Below are 12,723 nucleotides of genomic sequence, written 5' to 3'. Positions count from 1 at the left end.
CGGGTGCGGACAGCGAACAGGGCGGGCCCGCCGTCAGGAGGGATCGTCGGGCACGGCGCCCAGGAGGCTGCGGACCACGGGCCCCGCGGAGGCGCCGCCGGTGACGCCCTTCTCGACGACGCAGGCCACGGCGACGTTGCCGCGGTGTGCGACGAACCAGCCGTTGTTGGGGGCGTCGTCGGAGACCTCGGCGGTGCCGGTCTTCGCCCCCACGTCGCCGGGCAGGTCGGCAAGGACCGATGCCGTGCCGTCGGTGACCGTCGCGCGCATCAACTCGCGCAGCTGCTTGACGACTTCACGCGGCAGCGGGGTGGTCGTCGTCGTGTCCTTGCCGCTGGTGAGGGTGGGCTGGTGGAACGTGCCCGACACCGCTGTCGCGGTGACGGACGCCATGATCAGCGGGTTGGCCTGCACCCTGCCCTGCCCGATCATCGACGCGGCCTTCTCGGTCTGGTCGCGGGGGACCGGGACCGACCCGTCGTACGAGGGAATGCCGACCCTCCACTTCTGCCCGACCCCGAAGTACTTGCCTGCGACATCGCCCAGCTCCTGGTCGCCGACCTTGTCGCGCAGGCTGATGAACGCGGTGTTGCACGAGGCGGTGAAGTCCTTGCGGAAGGTGGCGCCCCGGTACTCGGAGGTCTCGACGTTCTGGAACCGCTTCCCGACGGTGAGGTACTGGGGGCAGTCCACGACATCGCCGGGGGCGACCGCGCCCTTGAGCAGCAGTGCGCTGGTGGTGACGATCTTCCAGGTGGAGCCGGGCGCGTAGGTGCCCGAGACGGCGCGATTGAACCCGGAGGAGGGGGAGTTGGCCACGGCCAGGATCTCCCCGTCGTCGATCCGCAGGGCGACGAGCGCGGCGTCCTTGCCGTCGGCCTCGGCGGCGAGCGCCTTCTCCGCGGCGGACTGCCAGGTGGCGTCGAGGGTGGTGGCCACGGGCCGGTCGGCGGGGCGGTCGGACTTCTTGCCGAAGGAGGCCTCCGTGCCCTTGACGTCACCGGTGGCCCGGTCGACGCGCTGGACCGCGCCGCGCGGACCGGCACCGCTGCCCCCGGCGATCTGCGGGAGGAGCGGGCCGAGGGACGGGTGCGTCTCGGCCGACAGGTCGCTGCCCTCGCGGTCCGTGATCGTGGGCCCCGCCGCGTCCTCCCGCTCCAGGCGGAACTTTTCCGTGCTGCTCAGCTTCGGGTGCACGAGGGACAGCGCCCAGTCCACCTTCCAGGCGCCGTCGTCCTGCTTGCGCAGGGGCAGGGCCGAGTCATAGGTCCAGGTGCCCAGCTCGGTCACGGGCATCTTGGCGGTGAAGGCAACGGTCACGGCACCGTCATCACCGACCGTGGTCGCCCCCGGGGTCAGCGTCGGCTTGCTGATGTCGAGCCCGGCGGTGAAGCTCTGCAGGACACGCTCCGCCTGCTCGGGGCTGGAGGTCAGCGCAGCGGCCCGGTCCATGCGGCCCGCTTCCCAGTCGGCCAGGAAGGCGCGCGCCTGCCTCGTCGCCTCCGGGTCCGGTATCTGGGGTCCGGGGTCGAAGGGGCCAAGCTCCGCGGCGTAGCCGATGCCGGCGGCGAGCGCGAGCGTCAGCCCCACCGCGACCACCACGCGGGGTCCCTTCCTCGCGGGTCTGTGGCCGGGTCCGGTGAGCGGTGCGACATCCGTCATCAAGGGCTCCTTGGAGTGGCTTCGCGCTGCGGGCCCGCCGCGCGCACGATTCGGTGCTCGGCCGCCGGGGCGCGCCCCGGCGGCGTACCGCCTGCTACGACGGCGAACGGAGTACTGCCTGCTACGACAGCCAGCGGCTTACCGCCTGCTACGACAGCGAGTCGACGACCACGGAGGCCGCCTCCGCGATCAGCTTGTCGTCGGGCTCGGCGTCCTTCTTGGAGCGGTTCGACAGGATCGACACGACGATGGGGGCACTGTCGGGCGGCCACACCACGGCGATGTCGTTGCGGGCGCCGTAGTAGGAGCCGGTTCCCGTCTTGTCCCCGACCACCCAGCTCTTGGGCACACCGGCCTTGATGGTGTGGTCCCCGGTGGTGTTGGTCCGCAGCCACTTGGTGAGCTGTGCGCGCTCGCCCTTGCGCAGCGCGTCCCCGAGCACGAACGCGCGCAGGTCCTTGGCCAGCGCCCGCGGCGTGCTGGTGTCCCGCTTCTCGCCGGGGACCCACGTGCTCAGATCGGGCTCGCGGCGATCCATCCGAGTCACGTCGTCGCCCAGCTCTTCGAGTACGGCGTCCAGGCCCTTGGGGCCGCCGAGCGTGTCGAAGAGCAGGTTGGCCGCGGTGTTGTCGCTGTAGCGGACGGCGGCGTCACACAGTTCGCCCACGGTCATTCCGGTCTCGACGTGCTTCTCCGTCACGGGGGAGTTGGCGACCAGATCGTCCTTGGAGTACGTGATCTTCCGGTCGAGGCCGCTCAGGGAGTACTTGCGCAGGACGGCTCCGGCTTCCAGGGCCTTGAACGTGGAGTTGTAGGCGAAGCGCTCACCGGCGTTGTAGGCCACCTCGCGCCCGGTGCCCGTGTCGACGGCGTAGACGCCGAGACGCGCGTCGAACTTGCGCTCAAGTGCCTTGAAATCACGGGCGAACGGCTTCGCCGCCGTCGCGGACCTCGCGGTTCCCGCGGGCTTCGTGGCCGCCTTGGAGGAAGACGACGCGGCCGAGGAGTCGCCGTCCGCGCAGGCCACGAGCGGGACGAGGCAGATCGTGGCGAACGCACCGAGAACGGCGCTACGGGCACGGGTGTACTGCATGGGCCAAACCTCCGGGCGCCCCAGAGGCAGGGCGCATAGGGGACGGGCGGCACGGCTCCGTCCCGGTACGTGGTCGTGAGTGCCAGAACCACCCTCGCGCTCGGGTGCGTATGCGGTCCAATACGCTCATGCGCGGTTCCATGCTGATCTGGCATAGGGTTCCGGGCGTGGATCTGGTGGGAGCGTGTCGCGCGTTCGTGAGCGTGAGCGAGTACGGAAGCTTCACCGACGGAGCCGCCGCGGCGCGGATGTCCCAGTCGGTGGCCAGCCGTCGCGTCGCCGCGCTCGAGGAACGGTTCGGTGAGCCACTGTTCGAGCGCACGTCGCGGCGCGCCGTCCTCACCCCCTTCGGGCGGGACATGCTGCCGACGGCCCGGCAGCTCGTGCAGGCGGCCGACGTGGTCCTCGACGAGGCGGAAGCCGTCAAGCGCAAGCCGTGGCGGCTCGCGGTGCCCGGCATCTGCTCCACGGTCGATCTCGCCCGCCTCGTCGCCGAGGCACGCGGCCACGGCGTCACGCTCGACCTGCGGGTCGCGGGTCCGACACAGCGCAGGGAGCTTCTCCACGCGCAACAGGTGCGCGCCGCCCTGCTCGCGGTGCCCGCGGACGAGGCGACGTGGTCCGTGCCGCTGGGGCTCGCCGGTGCCGGGGATCCCGGTGTGCGGCGCGTCTACCTCGAGACGCTGCGGGTCGGACGTGCCTCTCCCGGTCCTGCCCGCCGCGTCTGGATCCAGCCGGAGGACGACGTGCCGCACATCCGCGATCCGCTGACGCGCCTGCGCGACGCGGTGGGCCTGCGGCCCGCACAACTGGTCGCCGCTGCCGACCTCACGAGCGCCGCGGCCGAAGTCCTCTGCTCGGGCGACCTGTTGCTGTGCTCCCGCGCACAGGCCGACGAACTCGCCCTGACCTGGCGGCCCATCGGCGAGATCACGTTCGGCCGGGGGTTCGCCCTGGCCGCCGCGGCGGACGGCAATCCGCAGCACATCGAAGGGCGCCTCGGCGATGCCATGGCCCGCTGCCTGGGCGCGGATGCCCAGGCAGGGATCAGGGGAGGGGCGGCGTGATGATCGGCGGGGCGAACGGGGGACAGGGCAGCGGCATGGATGGTGACATGGGGGCAGGCATGAGCAGTGGCACGGGCAGCGGCATGGTGGTGGGCGGCGTGAACACCGAGGCGCTGCTGCGCGACATACGCCTGCAACTGCGCGACGGCGGCCTGCGCGGCTGCCTGCTCGTGCGGGACCTGCACACAGGAGACGAGCTGGGGATCGACGCGGACACGCACCTGCCCTCCGCCTCCCTGGTCAAGGTCCCGCTCGCGCTCGCGACGGTCGAACGGATCCGGCGCGGCGAGCTCGACGGAGCGACGCTGCTCGAGGTGCAGCCCGGACGGGTCACCACGCCGGGCCCCACCGGTCTGAGCCGATTCCGCCACCCCGCCCGGATCGCGATCGACGACCTGCTCTATCTGAGCACCTGTCTGAGCGACGGAACGGCCGCGGACGCGCTGTTCGGGCTCACCCCGCCCGCCCAGGTCACCGACATCCTCCACGAGTTCGGCATCCGCGGCATCGCCGTCCGGACCTGCGTGGGCGAGCTGTTCGACACCCCCGTGGAACGCTTCGACGCCGACCAGATCCATCTCGCCCACGCCCTGGCCATCGACGCAGGCACCAGCGGACGCGGACACCGGGTTCCGCAGCTGGACACCACCCGCGCCAACACCGGCAGCGCGCGCACCTACGCCGACCTGCTGCAGGCGCTGTGGACGCCGTCGAAGATCCACCCGGACGTGGCCGAGCGGCTGCGCGACCTCATGGCCCACAACGTGCTGCGGCACCGGCTCACCCCGGACTTCAGCTCCGACGCGAGCACCTGGTCCTCCAAGACCGGCACCCTGCTCAACCTGCGCCACGAGATCGGTGTCGTCGAGCACTCCGACGGCCAGTCCTTCGCGATCGCCGTCCTGACCGAGTCCCTCGTGCCCGCCGGCGCGCAGCCCGGAGCCGACGCCCTCATGGCGCAGGCCGCCCGCACCCTGCGCGACCACCTTCGGCAGCTGTAGGACCTGCCTGCCCGATGCTCTCCGTGTGACCGCGACGAACTGCCTCACCAGGCAGAACAGTTGACGTTCGGGCCTGTAGGGTCGGAAGATCCTTGTCGGCTGGGACGGGACGTACGTCGCCCGCCGCGCACTGAACCCGGTCGGACACGCAGGGGAGCCACGGATGACTGATGACGACACCAACGTCCAGATCGACACCAGCAAGCCGCACCCCGCGCGTGTCTACGACTGGCTTCTGGGCGGCAAGGACAACTACCTCGTCGATCAGGAGATGGGCGAGAAGCTGCCGCCCCAGGCTCGCGCGAACGCGGCACGGAACCGGGCGTTCATGAACCGCGCCGCAGCCTGGCTCGCTGACAACGGTGTCAGGCAGTTCCTCGACATCGGCACCGGCATCCCCACCGCGCCGAACCTCCACCAGATCGTCCAGGCGATCGCTCCCAGCTCCCGGATCGTGTACGCCGACAACGACCCCATCGTGCTGCGGCACGCCGAAGCGCTGCTGGTCAGCAGCCCGGAAGGCGCCACGGACTACGTCCAGGCGGATGTGCGCCGACCCGAGGCGATCCTCGACCACGCCCGCGAACTCCTGGACTTCGACCAGCCCATCGCGCTCTCCCTCATCGCCCTGATGCACTTCATCACCGACCAAGAGGACCCTTACGCCCTCACGCGCACCCTCGTGGACGCACTGCCCTCCGGCAGCTATCTTGTGCTGTCGCACGGCACCACCGACGAGCACCCCGAGCTCGCGGACTCCGTCACCGACACCTACAAGAAGGGCCAGGTGCCGTTGAGGATGCGGCGCCGCGCAGAGGTCGAGCGCTTCTTCGAGGGGCTGGAACTGGTCGAGCCGGGCCTGGTGACGGCGACGCACTGGTACAAGGAATCGCCCGCACCCAAGGCCGAGTTGAGCGGCTTCTACGTCGCGGTGGCGAAGATCCCCTGAGGTGTGACGCGGGCACCTGCCCAGGCCGAGGGCCTGGGCAGGGCGCCACTGCGCCGGATCAGGAGAACAGGACCGACCGGAGCTTCAACCGCTCGCTCGCGCCGCCCGTGTAGGGGCGCAGCGTGAAGTCGTCGCCGGTGCAGTCGGCGTTCGTGAAGACGATCGCGTAGGAGTCGGTGCGGTTCTTGGGGGAGTGGGCCGGCGGCTGGCTGTACTCCTCGGCCGCCTCGGCAAGCGTGATGCACTCCCCGCTGGCCGGGTCGTGCAGCGTGACCTGCTCCTCCTCCCCGCTGCTGTCGATGTACGTGTACCTGAAGTCGCCCTCGGCCGCGTACGCGGAGCCGGGCACGGTCAGGATCAGCACAGCGGCACCGGCCGCGGCGGCCAGTGAGTGACGAAGACGCATGGATCGTTTTCCTTTGTTGGGTACGGCACGTGAACGCATCCCGCATTCCCGTCCTGACCAGCAGGGATACCTGAACCGACGGAGTTCCGCCGCCGAAACGATCCGCCCTCACCCGTTCGGTCCCCGGTAGGCCGGTCCGCCGGTCACATGTGACGATCCCGAACGGATTCAGCAAGCACGCAAACAGAACGCAAGAATTGCACTATTCTTGCGTGCATGACGCGACGACTTGCTCAGGTGGCGCGGAAGGTCGGGGTCAGTGAGGCCACGGTCAGCCGCGTGCTCAACAACAAGCCGGGGGTCTCCGACGCGACCCGGCAGTCCGTGCTCTCGGCCCTGGACGTCCTGGGGTACGAGCGGCCCACCCAGCTGCGCGGCGAGCGGGCCCGGCTCGTGGGCCTGGTGCTGCCCGAGCTGCAGAACCCGATCTTCCCGGCGTTCGCGGAGGTGATCGGCGGAGCGCTCGCCCAGCAGGGGCTGACCCCCGTGCTGTGCACCCAGACCAAGGGCGGTGTCTCCGAGGCGGACTACGTCGAGTTGCTGCTGCAACAGCAGGTGTCCGGCGTCGTCTTCGCCGGTGGCCTCTATGCGCAGGCGGATGCCCCGCACGACCACTACAAGCGGCTCGCGGCGCGCAAGATCCCGGTGGTCCTCGTGAACGCGGCCATCGAGCGCCTCGGTTTCCCGGCGGTCTCCTGTGACGACGCGGTCGCCGTCGAGCAGGCCTGGCGGCATCTCTCCTCCCTCGGCCACCGCCGCATCGGCCTGGTGCTCGGGCCCGCCGATCACATGCCCTCGCAGCGCAAGCTCGCCGCTGCCCGCGCGGTCGCCGAGCAGGCCGGCGGCGTGCTGCCGGAGGAGCATGTCGCGCGGGGGATGTTCTCGATCGAGGGCGGCCAGGCCGCCGCCGCGGCGCTGCTAGATGCCGGGGTCACCGGCATCGTCTGCGCGAGCGACCCCCTCGCGCTCGGCGCGGTGCGCGCCGCGCGCCGCCGGGGGCTCGGGGTCCCGCGCGACGTCTCGGTGGTCGGCTATGACGACTCGGCGTTCATGACGTGCACCGAACCGCCCCTGACCACGGTGCGTCAGCCGATCGAGGCCATGGGGCGCGCCGCGGTCGAGCTCCTCGCGCTGCAGATCGCCGGGAGTGCGGTGCCCACGGAGGAGCTGCTCTTCGAACCGGAGCTGGTGGTACGCGGCTCGACGGGGCAGCCCCCGCAGGCGTAGGAACGGGGCAGCCCCCGCAGGCGTAGGAGCAGAGGAGTCCGTTTCGTGGGGCCGCGGGGAGTCGTCGCGATCCCCCTGTCAATTTCTTTCAATCATCGCGCGAGATATTGCGCGGATCTGTCGGCGGTGCTTGAGTAAGCGCCGCCACACAGTCCGCGCAGCTGTGGGCTTCCTGCTCCTGCCATGCCGTCCCTGCCCCATGGGCAGGCGGCGCTGTCCAAAGGGGTCCACCGATGAGCAGCTCCGGAATGCCGTATCTCCGACGTATCCGCCGCCGCACCACCAGCCGTGCGGCAGGCGGTACCACCAGCCGTGCGGCAGCCCGCACGACGATCCCCACCCACCGCGCCCGTACGGCCACGGTCGCCGTCGCCTCCGCGCTCGCCCTCACCGCCCTCGCGGCCTGCGGCACCAGCAGCAGCGACGACGGCGACTCCGGCGGGGACAAGGGCGCCGACGCGGCCAACGCCGCCGCCCCCCTCGACCCGAAGACCAAGGTCACGCTCACCATCGACTGCATGCCGCCCGCCGCCGAGAAGGGCGAGCTCAAGCAGTGGAAGGAGGACGTGAAGGCGTTCAACGAGAAGTACCCGAACGTCACGATCCAGGGGAAGCAGACCGACCCCTGCCTGGAGCCTCCCCGCTTCACGGCGATGCTGAAGGCCAAGTCCCAACCGGACGTCTTCTACACCTACTTCACCGATCTGCAGCAGGTCATGGACAACGACGGAGCGCAGGACATCAGCGCCTACGTCAACGACAAGTCCGTCCCGGCGCTCAAGGACATGGACCCGAACGTCCTCGACGTCATGAAGAAGGACGGCAAGCTCTACGGCCTGCCCTACAGCAACTACACGATGGGCCTGCTCATCAACCGCAAGCTCTTCGAGAAGGCCGGTCTCGACCCCAACTCGCCCCCGACCACCTGGGCGGAGGTCCGCACGGCCGCCAAGAAGATCACCGCACTCGGCGACGGCGTCTCGGGCTTCGGCGAGTACAGCGCCGGCAACAACGGCGGCTGGCACTTCACCGCCACCACCTACGGCCTCGGCGGCGACATCGTGAGCGAGGACGGCACCAGGGCCGCCTTCAACAACGACACCGGCAAACAGATCGTCGACAACCTCAAGGCCATGCGCTGGGACGACAACAGCATGGGCAAGACCCAGCTCCTGAAGTGGGGCGACCTGCAGAAGCAGATGGCCGCCGACAAGCTGGGCATGTTCCTCGCGGCGCCCGACGACATCACGTACATGGTGCAGAACCTCGGCGCGAAGTACGACGACTTCGGGATGGGACCGATCCCCGGCCAGAAGGCCACCCTCTTCGGCGGCAACGACTACATGATCAAGAAGGGCTCCTCGCCCGACCAGATCAAGGCCGCGGTCGCCTGGATCAACTTCAAGTTCCTCAGTGTCGGCAAGGGCCAGTTCGACTGGGCCCGCACCAAGGCGGACGGACTGCCCGTGGGCCTGCCGCAGCCGAACTTCTGGACCGGTGACAGCAAGACCACGGACGACAAGGACCGCAAGGCCAGCGCGACCATGCCCGTCGAGAACTTCCAGGCCTTCACCGACAAGCCGGTCACGGGCAAGGCCGAGCCCCCCAAGGCCCAAGAGGTCTACAAGGTCCTCGACACGCTGATGTCGGCCGTCCTCACGAACAAGGACGCCGACGCGGACAAGCTCCTGAAGACCGCCGAACAACAGGTCAACCAGGTTCTGGCCAACCAGTGATGTCGGCACCCACCCTCTCCGAGAACAAGGCCCGGCCGTCCCCGCAGACGGACGGCCGGGCCGCCCGCCCCGAACGCGGCGCGTTCGTCCAGGCGTTGAAGCGCAATCTCACCGCCCACGCCTTCCTCATCGGCGCCCTGCTCTGCTTCTCGCTCTTCTCCTGGTATCCGATGGTCAGGGAGTTCATCCTGGCCTTCCAGAAGACGGAGAACGGCGAGACGGTCTGGGCGGGCTGGTCCAACCTCACCTACATCTTCAACGACCCGGCCTTCTGGCAGGCGTGGCGCAACACCCTGCTGTTCACCGGCCTCGCACTGCTCCTCGGCTTCGCCGTGCCCTTCGCGATCGCCCTCGTCCTCAATGAATTCCGGCACGGCCGGGGCTACTTGAGGCTGCTCGTCTACCTCCCGGTGATGTTGCCGCCGGTGGCCTCGGTGCTGCTCTTCAAGTACTTCTACGACCCCGGCTACGGCCTGTTCAACCGCATCCTGGAATCCATCGGCCTGCCGGGACAGGCATGGCTGCAGGACACCGACACCGCCATGGTCTCCGTGGTCATCGCCGCCACCTGGATGAACATGGGCGGCGCGACCCTGATCTACCTGGCCGCGCTGCAGTCCATCCCCGGCGAGCTGTACGAGGCGGCAGAGCTGGACGGCGCGGGTGTCCTGCGCAGGATCTGGCACGTCACCATCCCGCAGACCCGGCTGATCCTCTCGCTGATGCTGCTCATGCAGATCATCGCCACCATGCAGGTGTTCGTGGAGCCGTTCCTGCTCACCGGCGGCGCGGGCCCCGAGGGGGCGACCCTGACCGTCGTCCACCTCATCTACCAGTACGCGTTCACCTTCAACAACTACGGCAGCGCGGCGGCGCTCGGCCTGGTCCTGCTCGTCCTGCTCGCCGGATTCTCGGCGGCGTACGCACGACTGAGCCGCGCGGGCAGCGAAGACTAGCCGGGGGAGAGCACGGACATGAGCACACGCACCCTGATCTCCCCGGCCCAACTGGCCCGGCCCCGCGGCAAGATCCTGTACTGGACCGCCTTCACCGTGGTGACCGTCGTCTTCACCCTGGTCTTCATCGGCCCGCTGTACTGGATGGTCACCAGCGGCCTCAAGTCCCCGCAGGAGTTCGCCCAGACACCGCCCACCCTGGTCCCCGACGCCGTCCATCCGCAGAACTACGCGGACGCCTGGGGCGTGATGGACCTGGCCCGGCTCCTGTTCAACACCCTGTACTACGCGTTCGGCGCCCTCGCCTTCCAGCTCGTCCTCGACGTGGCCGCCGCCTACTCGCTCTCCAAGCTGCGGCCCGTGTTCGGCAAGGCGATCCTCGGGATGATGCTGCTCACCCTGATGATCCCGGCCACCGTCCTGGTCGTACCGCAGTACCTGACCGTCCTCGACGTGCCGATCGTGGAGCGCAACCTCATCAACTCGCCCTGGGCGATCTGGCTTCCGTCGGTCACCAACGCCTTCAACATCTTCCTGCTCAAGCGGTTCTTCGACTCGATCCCGCGCGAGCTCCTGGATGCCGCCTCCATCGACGGCGCCTCCTCCCTGCGCACCCTGCGCTCCGTGGTCCTGCCCCTGTCCCGGCCGATCCTCGGCGTGGTGTCGATCTTCGCGGTCGTGGCGGTCTGGAAGGACTTCCTCTGGCCGATGCTCACCCTGCCCGACCCCGGCAAGCAGACCGTCAACGTCGGCATCTACTCCCTGGCCGCCAGCGTCTCCGAGAACTGGCTCCTGGCCGCCCTCGCCATCGCCTCGCTGCCGACCCTGATCGTCTTCCTGATCTTCCAGCGCAACATCATGAGCGGCCTGACCGCCGGCAGCCTCAAGGGCTGACCCCCGGGCCCACCCCGCGCACCCCGCCACCGCCCTGCGCCGCGGCGACGGGGTCCCACCTGCCCGAAAGGAACCTCACGTGGCAGTCCCCTCCCCGACCGAAGCCTCCTGGTGGCGCTCGGCCGCCATCTATCAGGTGTACGTACGCAGCTTCTCGGACGGCGACGGCGACGGCACCGGCGACCTCGCGGGCGTCCGGGCCAAGCTGCCCTACCTCGCCGAACTCGGCGTCGACGCCCTGTGGTTCAGCCCCTGGTACCTCTCACCCATGGTCGACGGCGGCTACGACGTCACCGACTACCGCGTCATCGACCCCGCGTTCGGCACCGTCGCCGAGGCCGAGAAGCTGATCGCCGAAGCCCGTGCGCTCGGCATCCGCACCATCGTCGACATCGTCCCCAACCACGTCTCCGACCAGCACGCCTGGTTCAAGGCCGCCCTGGCCGCGGGCCCCGGCGCCCCCGAACGCGAGCTCTTCCACTTCCGCCCCGGCCGCGGCGCACACGGCGAACTCCCGCCCAACGACTGGCCGTCCCAGTTCTCCGCGACCGCGTCGACCTGGACCCGCGTCGAGGACGGCGAGTGGTACCTCCACCTCTTCGCACCCGAGCAGCCCGACCTCAACTGGGCGCACCCCGCGGTCCGTCAGGAGCACGAGGACGTCCTGCGGTTCTGGTTCGAGAGGGGCGTGGCCGGAGTACGGATCGACTCCGCCGCCCTGCCCGCCAAGGATCCCGCCCTGCCCGACTTCACCGAGGGAGTCGACCCGCACCCCTTCATCGACCGCGACGAACTCCACGACATCTACCGCTCCTGGCGGGCCGTCGCCGACGAGTACGCGGGCGTCTTCGTCGGCGAGGTCTGGCTCCCGGACGCCGAGCGCTTCGCCCGCTATCTGCGCCCCGACGAAATGCACACCGCCTTCAACTTCTCCTTCCTGTCCTGCCCTTGGGATCCGGCGAAGCTGCGTACGTCCATCGAGGCCACCCTCGCCGAGCACGCCCCGGTCGGCGCCCCCGCCACCTGGGTCCTGTGCAACCACGACGTGACCCGCACGGTCACCCGCTACGGCCGCGACGACACCGGCTTCGACTTCACCACCAAGGCCTTCGGTACCCCCACCGACCTGGAACTCGGCACCCGCCGTGCCCGCGCCGCCGCCCTGCTCACCCTCGCCCTGCCCGGCGCGGTCTACATCTACCAGGGCGACGAACTGGGCCTGCCCGAGGCCGACATCCCCCTGGACCGCATCCAGGACCCCATGCACTTCCGCTCCGGCGGCACCGATCCGGGCCGCGACGGCTGCCGGGTGCCCCTGCCCTGGACGGCCGCGGAACCGCACGCGGGCTTCGGGTCGATGACAGCGCCCTGGCTGCCGCAGCCGGAGGGCTGGCCCTCGTACGCTGCCGACCTCCAGGCCACGGACCCCGGTTCCATGCTCACGCTCTACCGCGCCGCCCTGCGCCTGCGCCGCATCGAACCGGGCTTCGGCGACGGCCCGTTGACCTGGCTGCCGAGCGCCGACGGCGTCCTGGCCTTCGTACGCGAACCGGGCCTGGCCTGCGTCGTCAACCTCGCCCCCGGGCCCTGCGAACTCCCCGCCCACACGCGCCTCCTGCTGGCCAGCGGCCCCCTGGACGAGGCGGGCCGGCTCCCGCAGGACACGGCGGTCTGGCTGCGCGTCTGACTGTCACCCGAGACCGAGCACTGACCTCCCCACTCACAAGGAAGG

11 protein-coding genes are annotated in these 12,723 nt (G+C 69.9%); 8 read left to right on the top strand and 3 right to left on the bottom strand.

The features are described from left to right. Window positions 1-33 precede the first annotated feature (33 nt). The gene (locus ABZ833_RS02140; RefSeq protein ID WP_361039799.1) at window positions 34-1,662 is read right to left on the bottom strand and encodes a penicillin-binding transpeptidase domain-containing protein; all 1,629 of its coding nucleotides are present in this window, start codon (window positions 1,660-1,662) and stop codon (window positions 34-36) included. Window positions 1,663-1,810: 148 nt separating this feature from the next. Continuing rightward, complete coding sequence (gene bla / locus ABZ833_RS02135) at window positions 1,811-2,755, bottom strand: class A beta-lactamase (protein WP_361039796.1); 945 nt, start codon at window positions 2,753-2,755, stop codon at window positions 1,811-1,813. Window positions 2,756-2,922: 167 nt separating this feature from the next. Here bla and ABZ833_RS02130 point away from each other — a divergent pair, with 167 nt between their 5' ends. The 3 genes from ABZ833_RS02130 (at window position 2,923) to ABZ833_RS02120 (ending at window position 5,772) form a co-directional block, all read left to right on the top strand. After that, window positions 2,923-3,822, top strand: coding sequence for a LysR family transcriptional regulator (locus tag ABZ833_RS02130; protein WP_361039793.1), 900 nt, complete (start codon window positions 2,923-2,925; stop codon window positions 3,820-3,822). A 98-nt stretch (window positions 3,823-3,920) separates the two neighbouring features. After that, a complete protein-coding gene (locus tag ABZ833_RS02125; RefSeq protein WP_361041297.1) occupies window positions 3,921-4,823 on the top strand; it encodes a serine hydrolase in 903 nt (300 codons plus the stop codon). Window positions 4,824-4,986: 163 nt separating this feature from the next. Continuing rightward, window positions 4,987-5,772: an SAM-dependent methyltransferase gene (locus ABZ833_RS02120; RefSeq protein WP_361039791.1), complete on the top strand. Its 786-nt coding sequence runs from the start codon at window positions 4,987-4,989 to the stop codon at window positions 5,770-5,772. A gap of 58 nt (window positions 5,773-5,830) precedes the next feature. Here the strand turns inward: ABZ833_RS02120 and ABZ833_RS02115 are convergent, their stop codons facing one another. Beyond that, the gene (locus tag ABZ833_RS02115; RefSeq protein ID WP_361039788.1) at window positions 5,831-6,178 is read right to left on the bottom strand and encodes a hypothetical protein; all 348 of its coding nucleotides are present in this window, start codon (window positions 6,176-6,178) and stop codon (window positions 5,831-5,833) included. Between the two features lie 216 nt (window positions 6,179-6,394). Here ABZ833_RS02115 and ABZ833_RS02110 point away from each other — a divergent pair, with 216 nt between their 5' ends. The 5 genes from ABZ833_RS02110 to ABZ833_RS02090 all read left to right on the top strand — a co-directional run bounded on the left by ABZ833_RS02110 (window position 6,395) and on the right by ABZ833_RS02090 (window position 12,678). Further along, window positions 6,395-7,405 carry a LacI family DNA-binding transcriptional regulator gene (locus ABZ833_RS02110; protein WP_361039786.1) on the top strand — a complete coding sequence of 337 codons (1,011 nt, stop codon included), beginning with the start codon at window positions 6,395-6,397 and terminating at the stop codon, window positions 7,403-7,405. A gap of 233 nt (window positions 7,406-7,638) precedes the next feature. Continuing rightward, window positions 7,639-9,141 carry an extracellular solute-binding protein gene (locus tag ABZ833_RS02105; protein ID WP_361039784.1) on the top strand — a complete coding sequence of 501 codons (1,503 nt, stop codon included), beginning with the start codon at window positions 7,639-7,641 and terminating at the stop codon, window positions 9,139-9,141. Continuing rightward, window positions 9,141-10,097 carry a sugar ABC transporter permease gene (locus tag ABZ833_RS02100; RefSeq protein WP_361039781.1) on the top strand — a complete coding sequence of 319 codons (957 nt, stop codon included), beginning with the start codon at window positions 9,141-9,143 and terminating at the stop codon, window positions 10,095-10,097. Before ABZ833_RS02105 ends, ABZ833_RS02100 begins: the two co-directional genes overlap by 1 nt. 18 nt (window positions 10,098-10,115) lie before the next feature. Next, on the top strand, window positions 10,116-10,991 hold the full coding sequence (locus ABZ833_RS02095) for a carbohydrate ABC transporter permease (protein ID WP_361039779.1): 876 nt from the start codon (window positions 10,116-10,118) through the stop codon (window positions 10,989-10,991). 79 nt (window positions 10,992-11,070) lie between these two features. After that, window positions 11,071-12,678 carry a glycoside hydrolase family 13 protein gene (locus ABZ833_RS02090; protein ID WP_361039777.1) on the top strand — a complete coding sequence of 536 codons (1,608 nt, stop codon included), beginning with the start codon at window positions 11,071-11,073 and terminating at the stop codon, window positions 12,676-12,678. The last annotated feature ends 45 nt before the right edge of the window (window positions 12,679-12,723 follow it).

Origin of the sequence: Streptomyces sp. NPDC047525, assembly GCF_040643025.1 — a bacterium.
In the GTDB taxonomy this organism is placed as follows: Bacteria; Actinomycetota; Actinomycetes; order Streptomycetales; family Streptomycetaceae; genus Streptomyces; species Streptomyces durmitorensis.
This window is presented reverse-complemented; position numbering and strand designations above follow the sequence as displayed.